The organism is Promicromonospora thailandica (assembly GCF_024171955.1).
In the GTDB taxonomy this organism is placed as follows: Bacteria; Actinomycetota; Actinomycetes; order Actinomycetales; family Cellulomonadaceae; genus Promicromonospora; species Promicromonospora thailandica.
Genome location: NZ_JAMTCS010000001.1, coordinates 54,154 through 79,227, shown reverse-complemented (window position 1 = coordinate 79,227; position 25,074 = coordinate 54,154). Strand labels below are relative to the sequence as shown.

The 25,074-nt window shown below is 72.5% G+C and carries 26 protein-coding genes; 13 read left to right on the top strand and 13 right to left on the bottom strand.

Annotated elements, in window-relative coordinates:
- Window positions 1-3: 3 nt before the first annotated feature.
- Entirely contained in the window at window positions 4-756 is a 753-nt protein-coding gene (locus tag APR03_RS00390) for an ABC transporter ATP-binding protein (protein WP_253831656.1), read from the bottom strand.
- 293 nt (window positions 757-1,049) lie between these two features.
- Between APR03_RS00390 and APR03_RS00385 the strand changes: the two genes are divergently transcribed.
- Together APR03_RS00385 and APR03_RS00380 are read left to right on the top strand one after the other, a co-directional pair.
- Complete coding sequence (locus APR03_RS00385) at window positions 1,050-1,580, top strand: hypothetical protein (protein ID WP_253831654.1); 531 nt, start codon at window positions 1,050-1,052, stop codon at window positions 1,578-1,580.
- A gap of 33 nt (window positions 1,581-1,613) precedes the next feature.
- On the top strand, window positions 1,614-2,336 hold the full coding sequence (locus APR03_RS00380; RefSeq protein ID WP_253831652.1) for a DUF2625 family protein: 723 nt from the start codon (window positions 1,614-1,616) through the stop codon (window positions 2,334-2,336).
- Here APR03_RS00380 and APR03_RS00375 read toward each other — a convergent pair.
- Together APR03_RS00375 and APR03_RS00370 are read right to left on the bottom strand one after the other, a co-directional pair.
- Complete coding sequence (locus APR03_RS00375; protein WP_253832652.1) at window positions 2,333-3,067, bottom strand: SDR family NAD(P)-dependent oxidoreductase; 735 nt, start codon at window positions 3,065-3,067, stop codon at window positions 2,333-2,335. The two genes, APR03_RS00380 and APR03_RS00375, sit on opposite strands and share 4 nt — an antisense overlap.
- 35 nt (window positions 3,068-3,102) lie before the next feature.
- Window positions 3,103-4,104, bottom strand: a complete 1,002-nt coding sequence (locus APR03_RS00370) for an ArsR/SmtB family transcription factor (protein WP_253831650.1) — start codon at window positions 4,102-4,104, stop codon at window positions 3,103-3,105.
- Between the two features lie 47 nt (window positions 4,105-4,151).
- On the opposite strand from APR03_RS00370, the gene APR03_RS00365 reads away from it, so the two are divergent.
- The 4 genes from APR03_RS00365 (at window position 4,152) to APR03_RS25115 (ending at window position 6,829) form a co-directional block, all read left to right on the top strand.
- Window positions 4,152-4,538 carry a cupin domain-containing protein gene (locus APR03_RS00365; RefSeq protein ID WP_253831648.1) on the top strand — a complete coding sequence of 129 codons (387 nt, stop codon included), beginning with the start codon at window positions 4,152-4,154 and terminating at the stop codon, window positions 4,536-4,538.
- Window positions 4,539-4,606: 68 nt separating this feature from the next.
- Window positions 4,607-4,969, top strand: coding sequence for a YciI family protein (locus tag APR03_RS00360; protein ID WP_253831646.1), 363 nt, complete (start codon window positions 4,607-4,609; stop codon window positions 4,967-4,969).
- Window positions 4,970-5,066: 97 nt separating this feature from the next.
- Window positions 5,067-5,657 carry a TetR/AcrR family transcriptional regulator gene (locus APR03_RS00355; RefSeq protein WP_253831645.1) on the top strand — a complete coding sequence of 197 codons (591 nt, stop codon included), beginning with the start codon at window positions 5,067-5,069 and terminating at the stop codon, window positions 5,655-5,657.
- A gap of 107 nt (window positions 5,658-5,764) precedes the next feature.
- The gene (locus APR03_RS25115; RefSeq protein WP_253831643.1) at window positions 5,765-6,829 is read left to right on the top strand and encodes a M15 family metallopeptidase; all 1,065 of its coding nucleotides are present in this window, start codon (window positions 5,765-5,767) and stop codon (window positions 6,827-6,829) included.
- Here APR03_RS25115 and APR03_RS00345 read toward each other — a convergent pair.
- The 3 genes from APR03_RS00345 to APR03_RS00335 form a co-directional block, all read right to left on the bottom strand.
- A complete protein-coding gene (locus APR03_RS00345; RefSeq protein WP_253831641.1) occupies window positions 6,823-7,809 on the bottom strand; it encodes an MsnO8 family LLM class oxidoreductase in 987 nt (328 codons plus the stop codon). The two genes, APR03_RS25115 and APR03_RS00345, sit on opposite strands and share 7 nt — an antisense overlap.
- Before the next feature lie 88 nt (window positions 7,810-7,897).
- On the bottom strand, window positions 7,898-8,935 hold the full coding sequence (locus APR03_RS00340; protein ID WP_253831639.1) for a YdcF family protein: 1,038 nt from the start codon (window positions 8,933-8,935) through the stop codon (window positions 7,898-7,900).
- A 58-nt stretch (window positions 8,936-8,993) separates the two neighbouring features.
- Window positions 8,994-9,878, bottom strand: coding sequence for a CE1 family esterase (locus tag APR03_RS00335; protein ID WP_253831637.1), 885 nt, complete (start codon window positions 9,876-9,878; stop codon window positions 8,994-8,996).
- 26 nt (window positions 9,879-9,904) lie between these two features.
- Here APR03_RS00335 and APR03_RS00330 point away from each other — a divergent pair, with 26 nt between their 5' ends.
- On the top strand, window positions 9,905-10,273 hold the full coding sequence (locus APR03_RS00330) for a MerR family transcriptional regulator (RefSeq protein WP_253831635.1): 369 nt from the start codon (window positions 9,905-9,907) through the stop codon (window positions 10,271-10,273).
- 25 nt (window positions 10,274-10,298) lie between these two features.
- Here APR03_RS00330 and APR03_RS00325 read toward each other — a convergent pair whose 3' ends face one another.
- The 3 genes from APR03_RS00325 to APR03_RS00315 all read right to left on the bottom strand — a co-directional run bounded on the left by APR03_RS00325 (window position 10,299) and on the right by APR03_RS00315 (window position 13,034).
- Window positions 10,299-11,453, bottom strand: a complete 1,155-nt coding sequence (locus tag APR03_RS00325) for a hypothetical protein (RefSeq protein ID WP_253831633.1) — start codon at window positions 11,451-11,453, stop codon at window positions 10,299-10,301.
- Window positions 11,454-11,536: 83 nt separating this feature from the next.
- Entirely contained in the window at window positions 11,537-11,953 is a 417-nt protein-coding gene (locus APR03_RS00320; protein ID WP_253831631.1) for a hypothetical protein, read from the bottom strand.
- 97 nt (window positions 11,954-12,050) lie between these two features.
- Complete coding sequence (locus tag APR03_RS00315; RefSeq protein ID WP_253831629.1) at window positions 12,051-13,034, bottom strand: DUF1990 domain-containing protein; 984 nt, start codon at window positions 13,032-13,034, stop codon at window positions 12,051-12,053.
- Between the two features lie 320 nt (window positions 13,035-13,354).
- Between APR03_RS00315 and APR03_RS00310 the strand changes: the two genes are divergently transcribed.
- On the top strand, window positions 13,355-14,137 hold the full coding sequence (locus APR03_RS00310) for an alpha/beta hydrolase (protein WP_253831627.1): 783 nt from the start codon (window positions 13,355-13,357) through the stop codon (window positions 14,135-14,137).
- A 135-nt stretch (window positions 14,138-14,272) separates the two neighbouring features.
- On the top strand, window positions 14,273-15,217 hold the full coding sequence (locus APR03_RS00305; RefSeq protein WP_253831625.1) for a glycoside hydrolase family 6 protein: 945 nt from the start codon (window positions 14,273-14,275) through the stop codon (window positions 15,215-15,217).
- A gap of 102 nt (window positions 15,218-15,319) precedes the next feature.
- Here APR03_RS00305 and APR03_RS00300 read toward each other — a convergent pair whose 3' ends face one another.
- The gene (locus APR03_RS00300; RefSeq protein WP_253831624.1) at window positions 15,320-16,546 is read right to left on the bottom strand and encodes a tetratricopeptide repeat protein; all 1,227 of its coding nucleotides are present in this window, start codon (window positions 16,544-16,546) and stop codon (window positions 15,320-15,322) included.
- Between the two features lie 115 nt (window positions 16,547-16,661).
- Here APR03_RS00300 and APR03_RS00295 point away from each other — a divergent pair, with 115 nt between their 5' ends.
- Together APR03_RS00295 and APR03_RS00290 are read left to right on the top strand one after the other, a co-directional pair.
- Window positions 16,662-17,939, top strand: a complete 1,278-nt coding sequence (locus APR03_RS00295; protein ID WP_253831622.1) for an AAA family ATPase — start codon at window positions 16,662-16,664, stop codon at window positions 17,937-17,939.
- Window positions 17,940-18,032: 93 nt separating this feature from the next.
- Window positions 18,033-18,302 carry a hypothetical protein gene (locus APR03_RS00290; RefSeq protein WP_253831620.1) on the top strand — a complete coding sequence of 90 codons (270 nt, stop codon included), beginning with the start codon at window positions 18,033-18,035 and terminating at the stop codon, window positions 18,300-18,302.
- Window positions 18,303-18,441: 139 nt separating this feature from the next.
- On the opposite strand, the gene APR03_RS00285 is transcribed toward APR03_RS00290, so the two are convergent.
- Window positions 18,442-19,071: a hypothetical protein gene (locus APR03_RS00285; protein ID WP_253831618.1), complete on the bottom strand. Its 630-nt coding sequence runs from the start codon at window positions 19,069-19,071 to the stop codon at window positions 18,442-18,444.
- Between the two features lie 117 nt (window positions 19,072-19,188).
- Between APR03_RS00285 and APR03_RS00280 the strand changes: the two genes are divergently transcribed.
- On the top strand, window positions 19,189-20,586 hold the full coding sequence (locus APR03_RS00280; protein WP_253831616.1) for a hypothetical protein: 1,398 nt from the start codon (window positions 19,189-19,191) through the stop codon (window positions 20,584-20,586).
- Window positions 20,587-20,763: 177 nt separating this feature from the next.
- Here the strand turns inward: APR03_RS00280 and APR03_RS00275 are convergent, their stop codons facing one another.
- Window positions 20,764-21,048 (bottom strand): DUF4190 domain-containing protein, encoded by a 285-nt coding sequence (locus tag APR03_RS00275; protein ID WP_253831614.1) that lies wholly within the window; start codon window positions 21,046-21,048, stop codon window positions 20,764-20,766.
- A gap of 349 nt (window positions 21,049-21,397) precedes the next feature.
- Here APR03_RS00275 and APR03_RS00270 point away from each other — a divergent pair, with 349 nt between their 5' ends.
- A complete protein-coding gene (locus APR03_RS00270) occupies window positions 21,398-22,018 on the top strand; it encodes a hypothetical protein (protein ID WP_253831612.1) in 621 nt (206 codons plus the stop codon).
- Window positions 22,019-22,202: 184 nt separating this feature from the next.
- Here the strand turns inward: APR03_RS00270 and APR03_RS00265 are convergent, their stop codons facing one another.
- On the bottom strand, window positions 22,203-25,061 hold the full coding sequence (locus APR03_RS00265) for an AfsR/SARP family transcriptional regulator (protein ID WP_253831610.1): 2,859 nt from the start codon (window positions 25,059-25,061) through the stop codon (window positions 22,203-22,205).
- Between the last annotated feature and the right edge of the window lie 13 nt (window positions 25,062-25,074).

The following is a 25,074-nucleotide window of genomic DNA, read 5'->3' as shown; positions in this document are numbered from 1 at the left end:
TCGTCACCGCCCCAGCTCGACGAGACGTTCGACGATCTGGGCCGTGGTCGGCGCGACGAACCCGCCGGCGAGCTGCCCGTCGGCGAGGAACAGCACGTCGTCGGCGGTCGCCGCGACGTACGGGTCGTGGGTGACGAGCACCAGCGTCTGGCCGAAGTGCTTGGCGGTGCCGCGCAGCACGTCGAGCACCTGCTCGCCGGTGCGGCGGTCGAGGGCACCGGTCGGCTCGTCCGCGAAGACGACGGTAGGCCGGGTGACGAGCGCGCGGGCGATGGCGACGCGCTGCGCCTGACCGCCCGAGAGCTCGGTCGGCAGGCGGTCGGCCATGCCCGCGAGGCCGACGGACTCGATGAGGGCGTCCTGCCACCGCACGTCGGGCCGGCGGCCGTCGAGCAGCAGGGGGAGCTGGATGTTCTCGGCGACCGTGAGGTGCCCGATCAGGTTGTACGCCTGGAAGACGAAGCCGATGTGCCGACGGCGGAAGCGCGTGACGGCGTCCGGCGACAGCGTGGTGATGTCGGTGTCGCCGATGTGGACGTGTCCGCTGGTGGGCGTGTCCAGACCGGCGGCGACGTTGAGGAAGGTCGACTTGCCGGAGCCCGAGGGCCCCATGATCGCCGTGAACGCGCCGGGCTGGATGTCGAGCGACACGCCCCGCAGGGCGGCCACCTGCTCGGGGCCGTTCGGGTAGGTCTTGGTGAGCTGGGCGAGGCGGACGGCGGAGTCGACTCGCGGCGTCGCAGCGATCGAGGTCATGGGATGACCTTTCCGTGAGGAGAAGGGACGTTCTTACCTCGATCGACAGTAGGCAGCGGGCGGGCGCGGTTCTACGGGCCTTCGGATGGTCCGCGGGGGTTGCATCCTTCGATGGAGGGCGCCCGGCGGGCGTGTCGGGGCTCCGGGCGTGTCGCCCCGGGGAGAACCGTGCTCCCGCGCGCATGTTGCGGTGAGTAGACACTGTCTACGCACCGCAACATCTCCGCGAGAAAGTGGCTCCTCGCGGAGATCGGTGGAGGGGCGGGCGCCCGCGGCGGGGCTACGATCGCGGCGTGCGGAGGAGCGGAAACCTGGGCGGAGCCCGGTCGGTCGGGCTGGTGGTGGGGGGAGCGGTGCTGGTCGGGCTGCTCGGCTGGTCGGCGTGGGAGACGCTGGTCGACCACGGTCCACTGAGTCTCGGCGGCACGGGCGACATCGTCTGCACGAACGCCGACGTGGGCGAGCCGGTCGGCATCGGCCAGCCCGTGACGGTGGCGGGTGACGACGCCGTCGTCGTCGACCGGGTGTCCGTCCGGGACGCGACGGGGCTGGAGGTGGTGGGGCACTACATCGTGCCGGTCGTCGACACCAGGATCGGTTCGTTCCGCGCGGGGGAGAGCGAGCCTCCGGGGTGGCCGTCGCGCGTCGAGGCCGCGGGGGCCGTGATCGAGCCAGGGACCGTGGCCGACCTGGTGCTGATCCTGGAGCGGGACGGCGCGGGCGACGGCTCTCTGCAGACCGTGTCGGTCCGGTACACCGCGGGTTCGAAGGGCACGTACGAGGCCGTCGGGACGATGCGGTACGAGGTCGAGAGCGACTGCTGACCGTCCGCACGGCTCACGGCTACGATCGCGCCTGTGCGACTGTTCGAGAACCTGACCGCGACGCAGGAGCCGGCCTGGCCGGAGCTGCGGCGGCTCGTGGCCGAGGCCCCCGTGACCGTCGAGGTGCTCCCGCCCGACGCGGCGGCCAGCCGGCGCACCCTCGAGCAGCTCCAGGTGACGACCCGGTCCTTCCTCGGTGCCGTCGTGGTCGAGACGGGTGGGCTCGTCATCGACCACGGCTGGCTGCGTGTGTACGGCAGCCCGTCCACGGGGATCCGCCTGCCCGGCCTGGCGTCCGTCAACGACTTCCCGGCCGAGCCGACGGCGGACTGGTCGCCGGCGCACGGGATCGTCGTCGGGCACGACGTGCTCGGCGGTACGTACGTGCTCAACGGGAGCGAACCCGCCGCCGCCGGGCGGCCCGGAACACCGGGCGAGATGATCTACCTCGCACCCGACACCCTCCAGTGGGAGCGCCTCGAGGCCGGTCATGCCGCGTGGCTCACCTGGGTGCTCGACGGCGGCCTGGCCGAGTTCACGGAGGGGCTGCGCTGGGAGGGCTGGGACACCGAGACGCGCGGCCTGAACGGCGACCGCGGCCTGCACGTCTTCCCGCCGCTCTGGACCAGGGAGGCGCACGAGGACCTGGCCGCGACGAGCCGCGCCGTCGTGCCCATGGCGGAGCTGCTCGGCGTCACGCGCTCCGCGGCCGCCCAGATCGACGACGCCGACCTCGGCCCGCTGGGGGCGTTCTAGCCCCGCGCGAGCGCCACACCCGTCTCCCGCTCCAGCGCCTGCAGCAGGCGGTCCTGGAACGCGACGTCCCCCGCGGACGGGTGAGGTTCCTGCCGCTCCTGGTGGTACCAGTAGCCGCCGGAGGTCAGCGCCCCCGGGTCGTCGCTGGTCGCGAGCCACTCCTGCGTCACGTGTCCCAGGTCGAGGTCGTCCGGGGCGCCCGCGCCGCCCATGCGGGTGGGCACCCACCCCGGGTCGACGGCGTTGCTCAGCACCCCCGGCCGCAGGCGCGCGACGGCGGCCGCCAGGGCCGTGACGTACAGCTTGCTGTCGCCGTAGGAGCCCGGGGTGCGGCCCTGCCAGTCGACACCGTCCAGCACCGGCCGGCCGCTGTAGTGCGAGCCGCTGCTCAGGTAGACCAGCCGGCGCGGCGCGGGCAGCAGGGCCGTGAGCAGGTACGGCGCCACGATGTTCACCGGCAGCACCGCGCGCCCGCTCCAGACCCCGGCGTTGTGGATCACGGCGTCGAGCGGGGCGTCGTCGGCCAGGCGGGTGGCGAGGTCACGGACGGCGGCGCGGTCGGCGAGGTCGGCGACCACGAGCTGGGCACCGCGCTCGACCAGGGGGTCCAGCGCGCTGGCCCGGTCGGTGTTGCGCGCGTGCACGACGACGTCGTACCCGTCGCCCAGGAGGGTGTCGGCCGCGAGGCGGCCGAGGCCGTCGGCCGAGCCGGTGACGAGGATCCGGTGCACTGTCGCATGGTCCATGCTCCCGATCGTAGGCGCGGTCAGCCCGGCGGCGCGGCCGACCCCGCGAGGGCCTCGCCCAGCGGCGTGCGGGTGTGCAGCACGCGGACGCCGCTGCGCCGGCTGTCGATGAGGCCTGCGTCGCGCAGCACGGTGAGGTGGTGGGACGCCGTCGACACCGCGACGTCGGTCAGCGCCGCGCACTCCGAGGTGGACAGCGGCTGCTGGAGCTCGAGCACGAGCCGCGCGCGGGCCGCCCCGAGCAGGGCCGTGAGCGCGGCGAGGGCGTCGGCGTCGCCCCGGTGCCACGTCTCCGAGACGCCGTGGGCGGGGTAGAAGATGGTGGGCTGCGCGGGTCGCTCGGTGAGCACGGCGCACCCGCGGGTGTTCATCATGACCGAGGGCACCAGCACCAGCCCGGTGCCGCCGCACTCGACGATCTCCTCGTGGCGGCGCATCTCCACGCGGACGATCTCGTCGGCCCAGGTCACTGTGGAGTGCAGGGTGCCGGCCATGTCGGCGAGGCCGTTCTCGCTGCTGCGCCGGGCGCGCACCGCGATGTCGGCGCGCAGCAGCCGCAGCATCTGGGGCCACACCGGGGCGAGCAGCACGTCCCACACCTCCTGCCACGCCGCGACGATCATGGCGCGGGCGCGGTCGGGCTCCGCGATGAGGTCACGGATCTCCTGCTGCCGGGCGCCCGTGGAGCGCAGCACCATCTTCTCCAGGTCGAACCGGAGCCGTTCGTCGGGCACGTGCCGCAGCCGCTCGGCCTCCTCCTCGGGCGTCATGTCGCCCGACGGCGTCGCGGTGAGGAAGTCCGGCATGTAGCCGTCCACGCCGCAGATCACCGCCATGAGGCGGAACGCCTCGCCGGACGGCTTGGCGGGCAGGTCGCGGAACCAGCCCCAGTGCAGCGGCGAACCCTGCGGTCGCAGGATCGTGCGCAGTGCGTGCACCAGCTCGTGACCGGGGGAGATGCCGAACCTGACCGCCGAGATGTCGCTCGACCCGAGGCGGAACTCCACGAACTTTCGATGCACGTCGAAAGCGTAGCGAGGGGTGCGCGGCCCCGCGGAGGGTAGGGCCCATGACCACAACAGACACCTCCGCCAGCGCCGGCGCCGCTACCGTTCCCGCCCCGATCCCCGCCGACGCGATCCGCATCGGCGAGAGCCGCACCCTCCGCTTCGAGGGCGTCGCGCACGGGTCGAACGTCTCGTTCTTCCTCGTCACCTCCGACCCCGGCCAGGGCCCGTCGCTGCACCGCCACCCGTACGACGAGACGTGGTCGGTGCTGGAGGGCGAGGCGACGATCGTCGTCGGCGACCGGACGTTCGTCGCCCGGGCGGGGGACACCGCCGTCGCCCCCGCGGACACCTGGCACCGGTTCACCAACTCGGGCACCGGGACGCTCCGGATCGTGTGCATCCACGCCTCGCCGGTGATGATCCAGGAGTTCGCCCCCGAGGCCTGAGAAAATGTCGTTGCCAGATCTTGTTCACATGACCTAACTTCAGTTCGACCAGACAGAAAGGCGCGATCATGCCCCAGTACTTCCTGACCGTCCCGCACGACACGGCCGACGAACCGACGATGGAGTCGATGCAGGAGATGGACCCCGCCGAGCTGGAGGCCGTGATGGCCGCGGTCGAGGGGTTCAACACGGCGCTCGGCGAGTCCGGCGCGTTCGTCTCGGCGGGCGGGCTGCAGCCGCCGTCGACGGCGGTGACCGTCGACGCCACCGGCGAGGAGACCACCCGCACCGCCGGACCGTTCGTGGAGGCCACGCAGTACCTCGGCGGCTTCTGGATCATCGACGTCGCGGACGAGGACGCGGCGGTCGGCTGGGCAGAGCGCGCCTCGGCCGCCCTCCGGTCGCGCATCGAGGTGCGGGGCCTGCAGTAGCCCGCACCCCGATCCCGGTCACGGGATACGACGGCGGTCCCGGTGCACGACGCCGGGGCCGCCGCGTCGTCGTGCCCGGACGTGCTCGAATGTGTCCATGACTACAGGTCGCACGTTCACGGCCACGGCCCGGCGCGCCCAGATCGTCGATGCCACGGTGCGGGTCATCGCGCGCGAGGGGCTGTCCAAGGCGTCGTTCGGTCGCATCGCCGCCGAGGCCGGCCTGTCGAGCCCCGGCATGATCAGCTACCACTTCGCGGACAAGGACGAGCTGCTCACGGTGCTCGGCGACACGCTGCTCGGGGACTGCGTGGCCACGATCGAGCACGCGGTCGGCCGCGCGGACGGCCCGGCCGAGGGCCTGAGGGCGTACCTGACCGCGTTCGTGCGCTGGCAGGACACGCACCGTGACGAGGTCGACGCGCTGTGGCGGCTCTCCGCGGGCTGGAAGAGACCGGGGCAGCCGGCCGCGTTCGACGAGGGCCTGCTGCTGGAACCGCTGCTGCGGGTGCTCCGCGCCGGCCGGGAGACGGGCGCGTTCCGGCCGGTGCGCGTGGAGTGGGTGGCGCAGAGCATCCTGTGCGCGGTCGAGGGCTTCCAGCAGGCGTTCCACGACGACCCGGAGCTCGACGCGGACGCCTTCGCGGACATGCTGGCCGACCTGTTCGAGCGGGGCATCGCCGCGTGAGGCCGGCGTCCGGCCGGGTCGCCGTGGGGTAGCCGCGCATCGCGGCGGTCCCGGCACGGCGCGGTGCTCGCGCTGCGGCGACGGCGCCCCGGCGATACGTTCCGTCAGTGCCGACCCAGACCCCGCTGTGGCCCGAGCCGCCGACGCCGCGGACGTCACCGCGCCGCGGGCACCGCGCCTCGGCACGCAGGAGCAGGCGGTGGACCGTCGGTGTCGTCGTCGCCGTGGCGAGCGCACTCCTGGGCGCGGGCGGCGCGTACGCGCTCGACCTCCTCGAACCCGGCCCGGCTCAGGAGCCGGCCGTGACGGCGGGGGTGTCGGCGGACGTGGTCGCGGGCGCAGAGGCGGCGGTCATCGAGAGCGCTCGACTCCGGACCGACCTCACCACGGCGCTGGATCACGCCCGCGCCGCACTGAAGAGCCCGGACGGCAGGGCCGCGGACAAGGCCGCGCGGAGCGCGCTCGCGACGGTGATCGACGACGCCGAGCGAGTGGCGACGGCGCTGGGGGCGGTGACCACGGCGCCGTCGGGCACGGTGGCCGAGGCCGCCGCGGTGCTGGAGGCGAGCGCGGCCCTCGACGACGACGTGCCCGCCGTGGCCGACACCCTGCGCGAGGCGACCGACGCGGTGATCGCCTCAGGGCGGCAGGTCCGGTCGGAGCGGGCGGCGGCCGCGGCAGATCCCGGAACCGTCACCACCGACACCACCCCCGACGACATCACCCCCGCCGGCACCTGCCCCGAGCCGGACCAGGTGTGGTCGGCCGAGAACGGGCACCTGTCGTCGTCGGAGCTCGCGCAGATCCCGTTCGCGCCGGGGCACTACGTGCGCGCCGACGTCGCCGGCAAGCTGGCGGCCCTGAACGACGCGTACGTGGAGCAGTTCGGCGTGGACATGACGATCAACTCCTCCTACCGCACCTACGCGGAGCAGGAGTCCCTGTACGACCCGTCGTCCAAGACCGCGGCACCGCCCGGCTGCTCGAACCACGGCACCGGGCTGGCGGTCGACATCGGTGGTGGGGTGCAGGCGTTCGGGTCGGCGCAGTACGACTGGCTCAAGGCCAACGCCGAGGCCTACGGCTGGGTGCACCCGCCGTTCGCCGAGCCGTCCGGGCGCAACCCGGAGCCGTGGCACTGGCAGTCGGTGCTGGCGCCCAACAGCTACTGACGGGCCCGCACCTGCCGCAGCGCGGCGAGCGCCTCGTCGGCCTCCGCGAGCTCGGCCCGGTCGAACGTGCTCGTGGTGGCCATGACCTCGGCCGCGCCCGTCCGGGCCGCCAGCACCGCGACCTCCCGACGCACCTGGTCGGGGGTCCCGGCGATCACGCCGCCCAGCCCGCGGTCCACGGCCTCCCGCACCTTCGGGCTCGCCTCGGCGAGCAGACGGCGAACCTCGTGCACCGGGCGCAGGGCCGTGAACCCGCCGGTCTCGCGCGAGCTGGCCAGCGCCCAGACCTCGGGCAGCAGCAGGTCACGGGCGCGGTCCTCCGACTCGGCCACGGCGACGTCCACGCTGGCCACCAGGTACGGCTCGGGAACCCCGGGGCTCGGCCGGAAGTCGCGGCGGTAGGCGTCGGTGGCGGCGGTGTCCCGCAGCAGCGGCCCGCCGATCACCGCGGGCAGGCCCAGCCGCGCCGCGAGGTCGAGGCCGCCCTTGATCGCCAGCAGGAACAGCGGCGGCGGCGCGACGTGCGGCCGGGCGACCACGTCGTCGTCGGGCCCGCCGTGCAGGTAGGAGCGCAGCTCCTCGACGGCCCGCGCGTGCTCGTCCGGGTCGAGCGTGGTGCGGCCCAGCGCGCGCCGGATCGCGGACTTGAACGCCAGGGACGCCCCGATGCCGACGTCGACCCGCCCCGGGTACAGCGCCTCGAGCAGTCGCACCTGCTCCGCGGCGACCAGGGGCGTGTGGTTCGGCAGCATGATGCCGCCCGTGCCGATGCGGATCGTGCTGGTCCGCGCGCCGATCGCCGCCAGCAGCACCGTGGGAGCGGCGCTCGCGATGCCCGGCACCGAGTGGTGCTCGGCCACCCAGAACCGGTGCAGCCCCAGGCGTTCGGCCCGCCGGGCCCGCTCGACCGTCCCGGCCACGGCGTCGGCGTCCGACTCCCCGAGGCGCGTGCGGGTGCGGTCCAGGAGCGAGATGCGCATCGGGTTGCCTTCGGCTCGGGGTCCGGTCACCGGTACGAACCCGCAGGCCGGGGTCCGGCATTCCCCGGTCGTGGGGTCAGCCGTGGGGTCAGGAGCCGCTCACCAGCCGGGCGAACCAGAACACCACGAACGCCAGCACCGGCAGCATGAGCACGCCGAGCGCCACCGCGTTCAGCACCCGGTGGTCGCGCAGCAGCGCGATGAACTCCCGCAGCAGCGCGCTCGGGAGGAAGTAGCGGGCAGTCCGCGCGCCGATCGCGTGCCCGGCGATGCCGAGCCGCCGCAGCAGCGTCGCCGCACGGAACGCGTGGTAGTCGTTCGTGACCGCCAGCAGCGGGCCCTCCACCCCGGCGTCGGCCAGCAGCGCGCGCGAGTACCGGAGGTTCTGCTCGGTGGTCCGCGCCGCACCCTCCACCAGCAGGCACTCCGACGGCGCCCCCAGCCCCCGCGCGTACTCCGCCATCGCCTCGCCCTCGCTGCGCGGCTCGTCCGCGCCCTGACCACCCGACAGCACCAGCAGCGGCGCGTCCTGCCCGCCCTGGACCTCCACGCCCAGCGCCACCCGCTGACCCAGCAGCGGCGGCACCTGCCCCCGGATCAGCCCCGACCCCAGCACCACCACGGCCACCGGGTCCGGTGCACGTCGCGCCAGCCGCGCGTACACGAACGACCACCCGAGATACACCGCGAACCCGAACCCGACGTACTCGATCGGCGCCGCGAACAGCAGCAGCACCACGGCCGGCAGCAGCCAGCCCGTCGCCACCGACAGCACACCCACGCCGATGACGCCCAGCACCGCGACACCTGCCAGCAGCGACAGCATGTTCCCCAGGGAGCGGCGCTCGCGGCGTAGCATGGTCAGCCCGTTGAGCACGAGCGCGACGCCGAGCGCGAGGCCCGCGAGCAGCGGCACGGCGAGCATGAGCAGGCCGCCGACGATGTTCCTGGTGTTCTCGTCCAGCCCGGCCAGCGCGGCGCCGATCTGGAGCACCGATCGGACCACCCACGCGACGAGCGACGTCGCCGCCAGACCGAGCAGCACCCCGGGCAGGAGCCGGCGCGGGTCGCGGTAGGCGAGGAAGAGTCCCAGGGCGGCGAACGCGAAGGTGAAAAAACCAGGCACCGCTCGATCCTAGGGACAGTGTCGCGTCCGGCCAGCGGTGTTTCGCGGTGCGAAGTCGTTACTCCTGGTTTGTCCCCGTACCGAGGCCCAGGTGCTCGGCGACCACGTCGGCGGTGCGCGGGGAGCGCGCCGTCCGGCCGATGAAGAACGGCTGCCGGCCCGGACCGGGCACGGTGTGCCCGCCGCCGTGGACGGTGAGCAGGCGGACGGGCGGTCGGCCGTCCTGCCGGTGGTCCGTCCGCTCGATCCAGGTGCCGTGGCTCGGTGCGCCGAGCCGGACGGACTCCGGCTCGGCGGTGATCCCGTTGCGCCGCGCGTAGTGGCGCGCCGTCTCGGGGGCGGACAGGGCTGTGCCGTCGACCTTGAACACGCGCCGGGACACCGCGGGGAACCGGCCGCCCCCGTACGGCACGATCGGGTCCTGCGTGCCGTGGACCAGCAGCACCGGGACGGGCACCGCCGCGGGGGCCGGGTCGGGGGCGAGGAAGCTCTCGGGCGCCGGCATCGTCGCTGCGACGATCGCGGCGCCCGCGAGCAGGTCGGGCACCTCGTGCAGCAGTCGGTGCACCATCTGCCCGCCGTTCGAGTAGCCGACGGCGACGACGCGGCGCGGGTCGACGTCGTGCGACGCGACGAGGTCGGCGACGACCCGGCGCGCGAAGCCGACGTCGTCCACGTCCGCGAGGCGCGCGGGGAACGCGCTCTCGGCGCGGGCGTCGTTCCAGTTGCCGCGGTACCCGTCGAGGTAGGCGACGACGGCGCCGTGGTCGGCGGCCAGCGCGTCGTACATGCCGCCGGTGAACCGGCGGTGCGCGGCGCCGGACTGGCGCGAACCGTGGAAGACGAGGACGAGCGGGCGACCCGGCGTGCGGGGGCCTTCGACGACGTCGAGGGTGCGCAGGCGGCCGTCGACGTCGATGCTCGTGCGGGTGCTGGTGGTCATGCGGCGAGGCTAAGGTTTCACATGATGTGAAGGTCAAGGGGCCGGGAGGTGTGCTGGTGATCATCGGCGAGCTGGCCGCGCGCAGCGGCGTGAGCCCGCGGCTGCTGCGGTACTACGAGGAGCAGGGGCTGCTCACCGCGACCCGGGCCCCGAACGGGTACCGGCAGTACGACGAGAGCGCGGTCGAGATCGCCCGCACCGTACGCATGATGTTCCAGATGGGCTTCCCGCAGGAGAAGGTGCGGTCGCTGCTAGCGTGCGCGTCGCCGTCCGCGTCCGCGGCGGACCACGAGGCGGCGCGGGCACGGGTGGCGGAGATGCGGGACGACGTCGACCGGCAGATGACGGAGCTCGCCCGGACGCGGGAGGTGCTGACGGAGTTCCTGGGGCGGTGAACGCCGCTCTGCACCTGGCGTCGGCTCAGGGAACGCGACCGGCCGCGCGGACACCTGGCGCGTCCGTGTACAGCTCCGGGGTGCACGCACGCTGTGCCGGGTGCCGGTACCCCAGGAACTCGAAGGGTTCCTGCCCCGGCTCCCGCACGACGACGGCGCAGCTGCCGTGCACCTCGAGCGCGATCACCAGCGCCACACCCGCCCGGGCGACCACGAGGTCGTCGTCCTGGAGAGCATCCCGGAGGGCGTGTTGAGCGTCCTTGGCGGCGATGCCCTCGTCGAGGGCGGCCGTCGACCGGAGAGCCCGCACCATGTCCGGCGACGGCACCTTCAGGACCGGTAGCTCGCCGATGGAGTCGGCCGACGTGCAGTCGATCTGCTGCACGTCGGTGATCCCGACACTCGTGTGGACGCGCATGCCCCAGCACGACTCATGGTCCGTCGTGGTCGACGAGTCCGTGACACCACCCCTGACCTCACCCCGGTCCATGGTGAGATGCACGGTCACCCGCAAGTTCACGCGCCCGCCGTGCGGATGGGACGGAGTCCCCTCGTGGGCGGCGACGTCGGCGTCGTAGGTGAGGGGCAGCGGGTGCACGGTCGTCGGATCCGGCAGACTTCCGCCGATCGCCTCAGCCATCGCCTCCGAGCTGGTGGCGTCAGTGAGGTCGAGGTTCTCCCAGGAGTCGTTCCGAAGCAGCCCCATCGCCTTGTCGGCGGCTTCGGCGGCAACCTGAGCACTGGTGTACTCCGTCGGCCGGGCACTCGGCTGCGGATCACCCTCGGACAAGCCGGCTCCGTCCTCGATGCTCGCCTGCTCGTGCCGCTCGAGGTACTCGTTCACCCGTGGCATGCCGTACGCGCCGAAGACAGTGACCGCGAGGCAGGCCACGAGGAGGCCACCGATCCAGTTGAGGACGACGCCGTCAAGGGCGCGCTGACCGTGTGCCCGGCGCTCGTGGTGGAGCGCGAGGGAGATGACCCAGGCCAGCACAGGAACGACGAACACCCCGAACCCAGCAGCCGCGCCCGCGGTCCGTTCGGCCTCGTCGGCCATGCCGCCCAGCGCGCTGCCCAGGCTGAGACCCACGCCGAGGACACCGGCGCTATACGGGACGATCAGGTAGCCGACCACCGCGACCACCCACACCCATGCCTGGAGCGACCTGCCGTCCTGCATCGACGTGCCCCTCTCGCGGTGAGTGACGGGTGGCATGTCTACCAGAGCGGGGCCCGCGGGTACACGAAAATGCCGACGGTGCCCTACCGCAGGCGTGTGACGGAGGCCTGCTCGGACGAGCTCGCCGCGCCCGCAAGACCCGGCTCGTGACGCTCGAGGTAGTCCGTGATCCTGGGCACCAGGGACGCGCCGGCGGTGGTCAGCACCAGTACCACGATCAGCATGCCGCCGACCCAGTTGAGGACGACGCCGTCCACCGCCCGCTCACCGTGCGCACGGCGCTCGCGGTGCAGGGCCACCGTGATGACCCACGTCAGCACCGGGATCACGAACATCCCGATCCCCGCGACGCCGCCCAGGCCCTCGAGGCCGCCGGACCGGCCGAAGACCTCGCCCGGGCCGAGGCCCAGGAGCGAGAAGAACGCGACGACGGGCAGGATCAGATAGCCGAGGACGGCGATGACCCACACCCATGCCCGCAGGGACCTGACGTCCTGCATCCGTGCTACCCCTTTCGCTGTGGCGACCGGTGGCATGTCTATCAGGATCGGCGCGCTGAGCACGTGGAATGGGTGTGATGCGGGGATGGGGCTGACGTCAGCCGGGGCGCAGCGCCCGAAGGTAGCGGCGTCGATACACACGCTGGGCGATCAGGATCAGCGGGAACACGACCCGCCACGGGCCCCGGCCGGTGCGCGTGAGAGAGCGCAGCGTGAGGCGCACTCCGTAGTCGTCCCGGTGGACGATGAACGCCTCCTCCCCGGAGACCGGGTGGCCGTCCAGGGTGCCGTAGGCGAGTGCGGCTCGGGTCTCGGTCGAGACCGTCGCCACGACCTCGACGGGTTCACGCACCCGCAGAGGTCCGATCCGGGCAACGAGCCAGAAGCGGTCGCCCTGCCGGGCCGTCCGTCCGGTTCCGACCCGGGGGTCGACGGCGAAACCGCTGCGCGTCTTGACGCCCCACGAGAGGACTGCCGCCGAGGCCGCGTCCCAGAGGTCGGCGCCGGAGCCCAGGTAGACGGTGCGCTCGTAGGCGCGCCAGCCGGCGGGCGGCTGCCAGTGTGCCGCGTCCGGGGCGGTGGCGCCTACGACGTCGCAGGTGAGGGCGCGGCCGGCGAGTCGGTGCGACTCCAGCCTGACGAGGTGAGCAGGATCGCCGCCGGCATCGGTGATGGAGCGACGCACCGCGAGCTCCTCGGCCGGGTAGAGAGCGAAGGCGGCGCTGGTGCCGGTGTCGTTCGCGTCCCAGATCGGTGCGCCGTCATGACTTGTGCCGGTACCGCCGATGCTGACCGGCGCCAGGTCCAATGCGATCCGAAAATCCTCGCCGAGGCGAGGATCGAGCGTCAGAGAGATGCCGCCGCGGCGGCTCGCCGGAAGGCGACGCTCCGCCCTGCGCACGGCGTCGAGCGCCTCCGCCGGCCAGTCGCGGTCGGAGACGAGATCGATGTGGAGCGTGTGCAGGCGGTCGCGCTGGGCGTGCAGGGCTCCACGGATCGCAGCATCGACCGTGGCGCGCGCCGCATCGTCGTCCACGACGAACCAGCTGGCCCCGTTGTCCCTCTTGGCCGCTCTGCTCACGGTGCCCATCTTTGCGTACCGTCTGCCGCTGCGGAGGCACCGTGGCATGTGCCGCGGTCGAGTGTTCTCCGACCTCAGCGGACCCATCGAGTCCGACGAAAGCGTCCCTGTGCACGCGCTGCTGACGCCCCCCGGCTTGTGACCAGAATTTCCGTTGAGGGGCGCGGATCGGTGCTGCTAGCCTCGCGGAGGCCGTGCACGACAGATCAAGGAGGTGGTACCCGTGAACGTATCGGCATGGGTGCTCCTCCGCGGAGTCATGGTCGGGCGATAGGTCGTCCGGGAGCGCCACTCACTCAGTGCTCCCGAAAGGCACGACCATGAACACCACTCCGAGTTCGATCCCGCGCACTTCCGCTGTGGTCTTCACCTCGGCTCAGCGACTCGACGACGGCGTCGTGGAGCGCCGCTTCACTCTCGGCGAGGTCCCCGGCATCCTCTGGACGCCCGAGACCGCCACCCCGTCCGACCCTCGTCCACTGATCCTGCTCGGCCAGCCCGGCGGCTTCGGCCTGGATCGGATGTACCCCCGGCTGGTGGGGCGGGCCCTGTCTGCCGCGTCCGACGGCATCGCGACCGTCGCCCTCGAAGGTCCGGGCAGTGGCACACGGCCACCGCTGCCCGGAGCCGACCAGGCCCGCGCGGACCTGCGCCGCGCACTGGCCGCCGGCGAGCCGGTCAGCGACGACATCATCGACCGGCTGATCCTCCCGGTGGTCGAGCAGTCGGTCCCCGAGTGGCGTTCGGCCCTGGACGCGCTCCTCCGGTTGCCCGAGGTCGACGAGCCGGTCGGGTACGCAGGCGGGGTAATCGCCGTCGGTGTCCGGCTTGCCGTGGTCGAGCCACGAATCGTGGCCGCAGGGCTGTTCGCGGGCAGCTATGTGCCTCGGGCCACGCTCGAGGAGGCACGCCAGGTCACCATTCCGCTGCATGTCCTGCTGCAGTGGGATGACGAGGGGAACGACCGCCAGGCGGCCCTGGACCTTTTCGACGCCTTCGGCTCGCGGGAGAAGACCCTGCAGGCCAACCTCGGCGGTCACACGGGTGTCCCTCCATTCGCCGGGGACGACGCGGCGAGGTTCTTCGCCCGGCACCTGAAGTAGCAGGGTCGCCGTCACGATCGCTTTCGCTCGCAAACCCCCTGCTCGATTGACGCGCCGGCGGTGACAGGACCAGCGTGCCGCCCACGGAAGTCCTTCAACGAGGAAGGGCTCCGGGGCTCAGAGAGGAACTCCGGAATGAAGATCCTGAAGACCCTCGCCGGGATGCTGGCCGCGGCCGCGTTCCTTCTGCCGGCGGCGCCCGCATCAGCAGCTGACCCGATCGGCATGACCAACGGGTTCTACGTCAATCCCGACTCGCTCCCGGCGGTCTGGGCGCGGAACAACTCGGGTGACTCCCGCGCGTCCCGGATCCAGGCGTCGATCGGGTCCAAGCCGATCGCCCGCTGGTTCGGCAACGACTCCTCGATCGGCGCCACGGTGGCCAGCTACACCGGGGCGGCGGACGGGCAGGACAAGCTGCCGGTCCTGGTCGCCTACAACATCCCGGACCGGGACATCTGCGCGGGCCACTCGGGTGGCGGCGCGGGCAGCGTGAGCGCGTACCGCACGTGGATCTCCAGCTTCGCGGCGGGGATCGGCAGCAAGCCCGCCGTCGTGATCATCGAGCCGGACGCGCTGAACGGCATGGACTGCATGACCCAGGCGCAGAAGGACGAGCGGCTCGGCATGCTGCTGTACGCCACCCAGATGTTTCAGCAGAAGGCGCCGAACACGTACGCGTACCTCGACGCCGGCAACCCCGGCTGGACCAACGCGTCCACGATCGCCTACCGGCTCGATCAGGCAGGGATCGGCAACATCCGCGGGTTCTCGGTGAACGTCTCGAACTTCTACACGACGAGCCAGTCCATCAGCTACGCGAACTCCGTGAACGAATATCTCGGGACGACGAAGCCATTCGTGGTCGACACCAGCCGCAACGGGAACGGTCACGGCGGCTCCTGGTGCAACCCGGCCGGGCGGCGGCTCGGCGTCACGGCGCAGGTCGGCGGCGGGGCCGAGATGCTCCTGTGGGTCAAGACGCCCGGCGTCTCCGACGGCCCGTGCGGCACGGCGCCGTCCGTACCGGCCGGCACGTTCGACCCGAACCTGGCCGTCAGGCTGATCGACGGTTCCTGACCGACGGCGCCCCCTCCGCGGCCGTCACCGGCGCGGAGGGGGCGTGACCGCGTCCAGCAGGCGGTACTGCGTGCGAACTGCGCCGTCGTCCACCGTGAACGGTCAGGCGAAGGCGGTGAACCAGAGCGCCGCGACGCCGCCGAGCAGCACCACCAGCGCCGCGACCGCCAGGCCGGCGACACCGGCCAGCGTGCCGCCGAACGCCACCGCGGCGAGGACGGCGGCGACCCCGGCCCCGATGATCAGCACCCGGACGAGGCCCGGCCGGACCAGATGGGCGGAGCCGGTGGCCATCGCCCACAGGCCGAGCCCGATCGCCAGCGTCGAGAAGAACGGGATGCTCGCCGTCAGGCCCACGACGAGCACGGCGATGCCGGCCCCTGCGAAACCGAGGTAAGAATAGGTCGCCAGCCGCTCCGGACGGCCGAGCACGTGCCGGTCGCGGCTGAGCAGCAGCACCGTGTTCATCAGCGGCTCGAGGCTCCAGCTGAGCACGACGGACGCGATCACGAGGCCGAGCAGCACGCCCGCCCACAGCTGACCCTCGAACGGGCGCAGCACCCGGATCAGGATCATCGGCGCGAAGGCCATGCCGATCCGCAGGCCCTTCGGCTGCGCCTGCAGCCACATGCTGTAGCGCAGCAGGAGCCCGTAGAGCGGGTTGCGCGACTTGAGCGACAACGAGAGGCCCTGGCGCGCACCGGAGTCCGTGGGCTCCAGGCGCAGCGCCGTCCGGTGCGCCTGCACCGCGGAGGCGCCGCCACCGCGCCGGAGCGCCAGGAGACCCTTGACGCGGTGCGCCGCCACGTTCTCCGGCTCCAGGCTCAGCGCCTCGTGCACCGCCGCGTCGGCCTCACCGAACCGCTGCAGCTCGAACAGGACGGCGGCCTGCACCGCCGTGGCGTCGGCGTCCTCCGGGTCGAGCGCGCGTGCCTGCGCGACGCTCGCCAGCGCCTCGGTGGGCTTCTTCTGCGCCAGCAGCACCCGGGCCTCCTGCACGTGCAGTCCCGCGACGTGCGGCGCGAGCGCCAGAGCTTGCCGGACGGCGGCGTGCGCCTCGGGCAGGCGCTCGAGGCCGGCGAGCGACGCCGAGAGGATCGAGTACGCGAACGCGTGCTCCGGCGCCGCGCCGACGGCGTCGCGACTGGCGTCGTGCGCCTCCTGGTAGCGGTCCTGCAGCAGGAACGCCTGAGCGAGCTGGGCCTGGAGGTCCGGATCGTCAGGGGTCACGGCCAGCGCGGTGCGGAACTGCTGCTCCGCCTCCCGCCCCCGGCCGAGCTCCAGCAGGGCACGGCCACGCTGTTCAGCGGCAGCTGCAGTCTCGTTCATCGTCCACCCCGGGCGCACTGGTCGTGGCTCGGGATCGAGCACGAGTGAGGCACACCGTAGAGGTCCAGACAGGACCGGTCAAAGCGGACCAAAGCAATCCGGTACCGTTCGGCGAATGACGCATCCGGTGATCGACGCACTGCTCGTCGCGCTGACCGCAGACCCCGCCAATCACGAGGTGCGCGCCCACGTCGCCAGACTGCTCGCGGAGGCCGACCGCCCGGACGAGGCGCTCACCCACGCCACCACCGTGCTCGCGGCCGTGCCCGACCACGTCGAGGCGCTGCGCGTCGCAGCCGGTGCCGCACGGGCCCTCGGTGACGAGACGAAGGCGGCGTCCTACGGCCGCCTTGCCGACGCGCTCGCACCGGCGGCCCCGACGGCCACCCCCGCCGCGGCTGCCCCGGTTCCGGTCGCGGACGCTCCGCAGGCTGCCGCGGCCGCCATCCCCGACACCGCCGACGAGATCCTCGAGCAGTGGTCCGACAGCGAGCCCGTCGCCGAACCCACCCTCGGCACGCTCGGGCAGGCAGGGGTCACGCTGGTCGACGTCGGCGGGCTGGCGAGCGTGAAGAAGCGCCTGGACCAGTCGTTCCTCACGCCGCTGCGCAACCCCGACCTGAGCCGGGAGTTCGGCAAGTCGCTCCGCGGCGGCCTGCTGCTCTGGGGCCCTCCCGGATGTGGCAAGACGTTCATCGCCCGGGCGCTCGCCGGGGAGCTCGGGGCGAGCTTCTACGAGATCGGCCTGAGCGACGTGCTGGACATGTGGATCGGCAGCAGCGAACGCAACCTGAGCAGCATCTTCGAGACGGCGCGGCGGAACCGGCCGTGCGTCCTGTTCTTCGACGAGATGGACGCGCTCGGCCAGAAGCGGTCGCACCTGCGCGGCGGTGGGTCCGCCATGCGGGGCGTGGTGAACCAGATGCTGTCCGAGCTGGACGGCGCCAGCACCGAGAACGAGGGTCTCTTCGTGCTCGGCGCGAGCAACCACCCGTGGGACATCGACTCGGCCCTGCTCCGGCCGGGACGCTTCGACCGGACGGTGCTCGTGCTGCCGCCCGACGTCGAGAGCCGCGAGGCGATCCTGCGCCTGCACCTGCGCGGCCGGCCGGCCGACCGGATCGACCTCGCGAAGATCGCGCGCGCCACCGACGGCATGTCGGGCGCCGACCTCGCGCTGGTGTGCGAGCAGGCGACGGAGACCGCGATGGAGGAGTCGATGGCCGCCGGCCGGGTGGTCCCGATCACGCAGCGGCACCTGCAGGACGCGGCGAAGTCCGTGCGCCCGAGCATCGGGGAGTGGATGGAGACCGCCAAGAACTACGCGATGTACGGGAACGACGCCGGTGCCTACGACGAGCTCGCGGTGTACCTGAAGAAGCGGCGCCGGTAGGTCTGCTCGGGGGAGGCGGTCGTGAGCGTGGACGGTGGTACGGCCATCCAGCATGTCGCACGTCGGTGACCGTAAGCCTGGCAGACCTCGCGGATGGTGAGCGGAGAGGCTGACCGGCGAACGTCCAGAGGTCCGCGTGCCACCGACACCTTCGGCAGTCAGGCCGGCGCGGTGCTCGACGTCTTGGCGTCGCTCGACCTTGCTTGGCACGACTGCTACGGCGAGTCGTCTCCGCCCGAGCAGGTCATCGATGACATCTGGCTGATTGCGGACGGCGATCTCTCGCGGTTCATCTCTGCTGCCTACCTTGCCGTGACTGACTTCCGCGACGTGCGCGTGTGGTCTGACGAACTACGCAACTGACGCTGCTCGCCGGCCGACCGCATGCACCGTTGCTGGAAAGCATGTCGGGACGGCCCCGCGTGGAACAGACGCGGCGTGCTCCTCATACCCAGCCTGTCCCACCGGGGCACGGAGTACCGGCAGATGCGCGGTGTGCTGCCTAAGGCTCGGGGCTCGCCGTGGACGACGCTCGACGCACCGCCGATGGGTCGAGCCCGAGCTCGGCGAGCACGCGGTCGATGTCCCCGCCCGCATCGAGCGGCAACGTCCCGTAGCGCGGAGAGACTGCCAGGGTCGTCGTGCCGTCCGTCAGGCGAACGACGTCCCATTTGTTCGCCAGGCCCACTCGGACCAGCCCCACTGTGGCCGTCAGGTCGGCCGCATCGGCCGACCAACGAGGTTCCGACTCGTTGCGGCCGCTCCAGACCTCGACGCGATCCGGCAGCACGACCAGTGCGACAGGACTGCCACCTGACGCATTCAGCCCAGCGGTCTGAAGGCCGAGCTCTCTGCCGGTGTCGGACGACAGGGTCAGGGCCGAAGCGGGGATGACGACGCCGTGCGGTCGCTGCACGGACGCGTGGGCAGCAACCCCATCGACCTGGCGGGCAAGGATCCGCAGGAGCGGGATGATCAGAACCGCGGACCCCAACAGCGCCGGCACGCCGAGGACCGCCGGCGGCAGGCGAGCAGCCTCTGCGAGCGCGCCGAAGGCGCCGGCCGACGCGACCATGCCGAAGAGCCATGCCGCGGTCATCCGGTTGGCTGTCCAGTAGAAGTTTGATCGCACCGATGCCTCCGAGCGTCTGTTGCGACGCGAGTGTGCCACGGGTGACGGCACCCTTTCAGGTCTGGCGGACAGGCTTGCCGGGCCCCATCTCGTGGTCATCGATAGACTGCCCGCGCCATGACGACACGACGACCTGCGGCAGTGGAGCCGCACTGGCGCGTGTACCCGGTGAGCTTCGTCGGGCGACTCGTGAACGGAGCGATCAACGCGCTCGGCCCGTTCCTTCTCGGCATCGGGGCCTCGTTCGTCCTCCTCCTGGCCGTCGCGATGGTCGGCGAAGAAGCCCTGTCCGGCGAGCCCGCCGTGAGCAGCGCCCTCGACCAGCTCGCCCGGGCCGGCATGGTACCGGTGCTGGTGCTCGCCCTCGGTGGCGGGGCGGTGACCACTGTGCTGTTCGCGCTGCGGCAGGTGATCACCTCGCGTGCCCTGGTCCGGGCTGCTCGCGGGGGAGCGCCGAGGGCGGCCGTGCCACACCCGAGCCAGGTCGACCTGGTGGCGGCTCAGCCGCCGTTCCTCGCGTTCTTCATCATGTCGGTGCTGGTCGCGGGGATCGGGCTGCTGATGGCCGTGATCGCGGCCTTCACCGTCGACGGCAGCGAGCTGCCCATCCTCTGGGGGTTCCTCGCCGCTACGGGGGTGGGCGGGGTGTTCGTACTGCTTGCACTGGCGGGCCGTCCCGCGCACCACCGGCGTCGTCGGGAGATCGCCGCGCACTGGACCACCGCCGACGAGCAGGCCGCCTGGCGGCGGGCCGCCTCCGCGCGACCCGCGGGCGACGACGAGGCGGAGCTTCCGCCCGACCTCCAGCGGCTGCGACGCCGAGCCACCTGGTACGAGTACGTGGGCATCGTGTGCTTCGCCCTCGGGTTCAGCCTCATGCAGCTCTGGCTGTTCGTCACGCACCCGTACCGCACCAGGACCGAAGCCGGTCCACGCGTGGAGTATGCGGAAGGCATCGAGGTGGTGCTCGTCGCCGGTATCTGGGTCTTCGCGTCCTTCATGGTGGTGGCGGTCGCGCTCCTGGTGGTGGGATTCTTCGCGGACTCGGCCGTGCAGCGGCGCGAGCAGCAGATCCTGCGCGAGGCGCTGGCGGCCCCGGACGCTCCCCGCCCGCAGCGGACGCTGCTGCGCAAGTACGCCGACCATCAGCCGGTGGTCTTCGCGCAGGCCCTGGCCTTCCTCGCCGCGCTCGGGACCACGTTCGGCTGGGCCGTGTACAGCCTCGGCACCGGTGGGATGGCGGACGTCGCGACGCTGTACGGCGACGCCGACGAGACCTTCGGCGGCTTCGTGCCGCAGGCGCTGGTGACGCTCGCGGGCTCGGTCGCCGTCGTGGTCGCCGCCGTCGTGTGGGACGTCGTGGCCGCCGCTCGGGGCTACGAGCTGCGGTCACGGGTGGTCGAGCGCTGGCCCGTCAAGCCGGCGCCGCGGATGATCGGGGAGGACGGCAAGAAGCGGCCGGACCCGGCGTCGACCGGACCGTCTCTGACGCCGAAGGCGCGGACTGCGCGGTGACGGACGGGGGTACGAGCAGCGACGCTCGTCTCGCCGGCCAGGTGAACCTCCAGGACGGACGGGTGTGCTTCGTCTCGGGACCTGGTAGAGGGCCCGATGGCAGCATGCCGGCGATGACAGGGGTGTCGGTTCCGAACCGTCACCCGAACCGGGCGAGATGGCTCGCCCCGGCAGCGCTCATGCGAGGCCACCCGCCGTGCCGATGAAGAAGATGACGATGCGCACGAGAACGACCACGCCCAGGACGCCGAGGTGCAGCCAACCCAGGACGATACCGGCGTCGGCGAGGTGCGCGTTGTCGGCTTCTCCCCGCTGAGCCGCCTCCCGGGCCTTGCGCCCGAGGTGGATCGCCACGATGGCAAACACTCCCGGGATGCAGAACCACGTGACGATGCCTGCCGCGAGCGACCGAACAGCGAGGTCGTTCCGTTCTGGCTCCGGGGTCGATCGCTTTCTCCGCATGTCGCGCTCCTCAAGGCGGTGCTTTCCGCGGGCCGGAGGAAGGTAGCAACGGGGTAGCGGGACCGGTCCCGGTTCGATTCGCCCGGAGCCGGTGTGGACCACGGTCGAGTGGCTGGTGGCCCGCCACAGCCCGGCGTGACGACACGCCATCATCAAGACCTGGCACAGTTCAGGGCGCCTGCCAACCGGCGCCCACCGGCCAGGCGCCATGGGGGTCGTCGAGGGGGACCTCGCAAGGTCGGAGACGCGTTGTCTTCATCGACGGTACGTCGATCTGGTGTCGATGTGTGAGGGGTCGGATGGGTCGTCCCGCCGACCGGCGGGGCCCCATCCACCCCAGGAGGACATCATGCTCAGCTCGGTGCCGGCCCGACGTCGCCTTCCCCCTCGTACCGTGAAGGAGTATCCGAAAGTGACTCGCACCGTTCGCGCCTCGTTCGCGGCCGCCTCTGTCGTCGCCGGTCTGCTGCTCAGCGGCTGCACCGTCAATGCCCCCGCACCGGTGGTCCCGTCGGACACGGCTGCTTCCCAGCCGGCGGCTGAGGAGCCCGGGGCACCGGCCGACGCGTCGACCCCCGCGGAGACGAACCCCTCAGGGGGTTACTGGCCGGCCGGCGTCCAGGTGGTGCAGAACCCGCAGCTGGGCCATGTCGTGGCCGACGGCGAGGGCTTCACGCTCTACCGGTTCGACGACGACACGGCCTCGCCGTCGACGACCACCTGCTACGGGGACTGCGCGACGACCTGGCCGCCGGTACTGACCAGGAACAAGATCGTCTACACGGGTATAGACCAAGCGCTGCTCGGCACCACGACCAGGGACGACGGCAGCCTGCAGGTCACGCTCGGCGGCTGGCCGCTGTACCGCTTCAGCGGGGACACCGAGCCGGGCCAGATCAACGGCGAGGCGGTCGGCGGCGTCTGGTTCACCGCCGCGCCGGATGGCACCAAGGCGAACGGAGACGAATGACACCTACCCGATAGACCCCGACCGACGGGGATTCAGAGGCATCGAGGTGCCCGCCCGGCTCGTCGCCGGGCGGGCACCTCCGCTGTGACCCGTGGGCGCCGGCTGTCGCGCGGGAACCCGCCGCGTCCTGCACCCCGGACACGTGAGCCTGCCGCGGGGCGATGGCGTGACTCGCCGGCGGGGTTCAGCGGTCGACGTCGGTCATCTCTGCCGGCTGGCCGAGCAGCACCCGCAGCCGGTCCGAGACAGGGTGCCCGGTGCCGTCCAGGACGGCGAGCGCCTCGGCCCGCGCGGCCTGGGCTGCGGCGGCGTCACCCGCTGCGACGTACGCGTCGCCCAGGTTGGCGAGGCTGACCCCCTGGTTCATCGGGTCGCCGGCCGCCTCGAAGGCGCGGGCGGCCGCCCGGAACGAGGTGGTGGCGCCGCCGGGGTCGTCGTCGGCCATCTGCGCCATGCCGAGTGTGTCGGTCGCGTGGGCGCCGGTCGAGGTGTCGCCGATGGTCTGGATGAGGTCGAGAACCTCGCGTGCCGCGGCGACCGCGCGCGGCCCGTCGCCGAGCCTGGCGTGGAGCACCGCGAGGTTGTTCAGCACGGCCACCTGCAACGAGGGCTCGTCGGACAGCTCGCGGGCTCGTTCCAGGGCGTCGGTGACGGCGTCCGGGTCGGCGGTCGAGTCGTGCAGGGACGCCAGGCTCACCAGCGCCCAGGCGGCGGCCGCCCGCATGCCGATCGACAGGTACAGGCGGATCGCCTCGGTGACGTGGGCACAGGCTGCGGCCTGGGTGTCGTCCTGCGCCGCAGATGGCGGGTGGAACCCCGCGGCGCTCAGCCCGTGGCTCATGCCGAGCGCGACGCCCAGGCCCTGGTGGGTCCGCGCCTGCCCGATCACGCTCTGGTCGCGTTCCGCGGCACCGAGCGCGACCTGCCACAGGTTCACGGCGTCCGACCAGTACCCGGCGCGGTGCAGGTAGGCCGCCAGGCACCAGGCGAGCTGCCAGGCCGCACCGTACGAGCGCTCAGTGACCGCGAGGTCGACAGCCGCGCGCAACGTTCGTCGGTGTCCCGCGAGCCAGTCGAACGCAGCGGTCGCGTCGGCGTGGCGGAGGACCTCCGTGCCGATGGTGGGCTCGGGCAGGTCGAGAGGTACCCGGCGGGGCTCCAGGAGCATCGTGGCCCGGTGGGCGGAGCCGAGGTAGTGGTCCAGCACCCGGGCGACCGCTTCTCGTCGTGCCTCGGGGTGCTTGACGGCGAACTCGGCCGCGCAGGCGCGCACCAGGTCGTGGAGGGCGTACCAGCCCGGGCGCGTCCGCACGAGCAGGCTGGCTCGGACCAGCGCGTCCACGGGGACCGGGTCGTGGTGCCCGACCGCGGACCGGGCGGCCGGGACGTCGAACGCCGCCTCCGGCAGCACCGCGAGCTGGCGCAGTGCGTGCAGGGCCGCGGGGTCCAGGGCGGTGCACGACCACGAGAGCACCGCGCGGACGTCCACGGTCGGGTCGGGATCGCCGAGCGAGTCCAGGACGGTGTGCGCGCTGCCCAGCTCGTCGGCGATCACGCGGAGCGGGATGTCCGGGGAGTCGGCGAGCCGTGCTCCGACGACTGCCAGTGCCAGCGGCAGCCTGCCCGTCGCGCGGACGATCCGGTCGAGCGACTCCGGGTCGGCGTCCGCCCGGTCCGGTCCCGCGCGGTGGGTGAGCAGCACCTTGGCGTCGTCGTCGGGCAGGACATCGAGGTGTATGGACGCCGCGCCGGCGACGCACAGCGCCGAGAGCCGGTGACGGCTGGTGACCAGGGCGAGGCTGTCTCCCGTGCCGGGAAGCAGGGGACGCACCTGGTCGGCATCGCGTGCGTTGTCGAGGAGCACCAGCATCCGGCGGCCTGCCAGCGCGGAGCGGAACAGCGCTGCGCGTGCGTCGAGGCTGTCCGGGACGTGCTGGCCGGCGATGCCCAAGGCCTCGAGCAGCCTGATGAGCGCGTCGTGAGGCTTCACGGGTGCCTGGGTGTGGTCGAAGCCGCGCAGGTCGACGTAGAGCTGGCCGTCCGGGAACGCGGTCGCGTTGTGGTGTGCCCAGTGGACGGCCAGGGCGCTCTTGCCGACGCCGCCCATCCCGGAGATGACGGCCGTGGTCGGAGCCGCCCGCGTGTCGAGGAGCGCGTCGGCCCAGGCGAGCTCGCGGTGCCGTCCGACGAAGCCGCGTTGGTCGGCGGGGAGCTGCGCGGGGTGAGGCACGGGGGTCTGCTCGGCCCGGGCCGAGCCGTCCGGAACGGTCGTGCTGGTCTCGGTGCGTGGCGTGACGGTGAGGGTCGGGTCCGAGACGAGGATGCGCTGATGCATCTCGCGCAGGGCCGGGCCGGGGTCCAGACCGAGCTCGTCGCCGAGCAGGCGGGCGCCGGTGTGATAGGCGTCGATGGCGTCGGCCTGGCGGCCGTCGCGGTACAGGGCCCGCATCAGCAGGGCACGCAGCTCCTCGCGGTACGGGTGCGCCTCGACCAGCGTGGTGAGCTCCGGGACCACCGAGCCCCCGGTGTCCAGCAGGGCGGCGAGGCGCAGCGTCCTGGCTGCCAGCCGTTCCTCCTGGAGCCTGACCCGCTGGTGGGCCGCGTAGGCGCCGGGAACTCCGTCGAGCCCGTCGCCCTGCCAGAGGTCGAGGGCCTCCGTGAGGACGGTCGCGGCGCCGGTGAGGTCGGTGGTCCGTCCGAGCTCGCGGCCACGGCGTAGCAGGGTCTCGAACCGCGCGACGTCCACGGACTCCTGCGGCGTGCGCAGCGCGTAGCCTCCGCCGACCGTGTCGATGGTGGCGGTGGTGCCCTCCAGCAGCCGGCGCAGACGGGAGACATAGGTGCGCAGGGTGCCGAAGGCTCCGCGCGGCGGCTCGTCCTCCCACAGGGCGGTGGCCATCTCGTCGATGCCGACGACGCGGCCCTCGTGCAGCAGCAGCATCGCGGCAAGGGCCCGTTGCTGCGGTGAGCCTGCCGGCAGCTCGGTCCCGGCACGCCACATACGGACGGGGCCCAGCAGCGCGAACGTCATGTCGTCGGACATGGGGAGAACCTTT

What these genes read in the sequence shown, in the direction of transcription:
- APR03_RS00295 (WP_253831622.1), top strand. Translation starts at nt 16,662, where the DNA reads ATGACGCATCCGGTGATCGACGCACTGCTCGTCGCGCTGACCGCAGAC.
- APR03_RS00320 (WP_253831631.1), bottom strand. Translation starts at nt 11,953, where the DNA reads ATGCAGGACGTCAGGTCCCTGCGGGCATGGGTGTGGGTCATCGCCGTC.
- APR03_RS00360 (WP_253831646.1), top strand. Translation starts at nt 4,607, where the DNA reads ATGCCCCAGTACTTCCTGACCGTCCCGCACGACACGGCCGACGAACCG.
- APR03_RS00390 (WP_253831656.1), bottom strand. Translation starts at nt 756, where the DNA reads ATGACCTCGATCGCTGCGACGCCGCGAGTCGACTCCGCCGTCCGCCTC.
- APR03_RS00325 (WP_253831633.1), bottom strand. Translation starts at nt 11,453, where the DNA reads ATGCAGGACGGCAGGTCGCTCCAGGCATGGGTGTGGGTGGTCGCGGTG.
- APR03_RS00310 (WP_253831627.1), top strand. Translation starts at nt 13,355, where the DNA reads ATGAACACCACTCCGAGTTCGATCCCGCGCACTTCCGCTGTGGTCTTC.
- APR03_RS00275 (WP_253831614.1), bottom strand. Translation starts at nt 21,048, where the DNA reads ATGCGGAGAAAGCGATCGACCCCGGAGCCAGAACGGAACGACCTCGCT.
- APR03_RS00300 (WP_253831624.1), bottom strand. Translation starts at nt 16,546, where the DNA reads ATGAACGAGACTGCAGCTGCCGCTGAACAGCGTGGCCGTGCCCTGCTG.
- APR03_RS00280 (WP_253831616.1), top strand. Translation starts at nt 19,189, where the DNA reads ATGACGACACGACGACCTGCGGCAGTGGAGCCGCACTGGCGCGTGTAC.
- APR03_RS00270 (WP_253831612.1), top strand. Translation starts at nt 21,398, where the DNA reads ATGCTCAGCTCGGTGCCGGCCCGACGTCGCCTTCCCCCTCGTACCGTG.
- APR03_RS00265 (WP_253831610.1), bottom strand. Translation starts at nt 25,061, where the DNA reads ATGTCCGACGACATGACGTTCGCGCTGCTGGGCCCCGTCCGTATGTGG.
- APR03_RS00305 (WP_253831625.1), top strand. Translation starts at nt 14,273, where the DNA reads ATGAAGATCCTGAAGACCCTCGCCGGGATGCTGGCCGCGGCCGCGTTC.
- APR03_RS00365 (WP_253831648.1), top strand. Translation starts at nt 4,152, where the DNA reads ATGACCACAACAGACACCTCCGCCAGCGCCGGCGCCGCTACCGTTCCC.
- APR03_RS00335 (WP_253831637.1), bottom strand. Translation starts at nt 9,878, where the DNA reads ATGACCACCAGCACCCGCACGAGCATCGACGTCGACGGCCGCCTGCGC.
- APR03_RS00345 (WP_253831641.1), bottom strand. Translation starts at nt 7,809, where the DNA reads ATGCGCATCTCGCTCCTGGACCGCACCCGCACGCGCCTCGGGGAGTCG.
- APR03_RS00290 (WP_253831620.1), top strand. Translation starts at nt 18,033, where the DNA reads ATGGTGAGCGGAGAGGCTGACCGGCGAACGTCCAGAGGTCCGCGTGCC.
- APR03_RS00355 (WP_253831645.1), top strand. Translation starts at nt 5,067, where the DNA reads ATGACTACAGGTCGCACGTTCACGGCCACGGCCCGGCGCGCCCAGATC.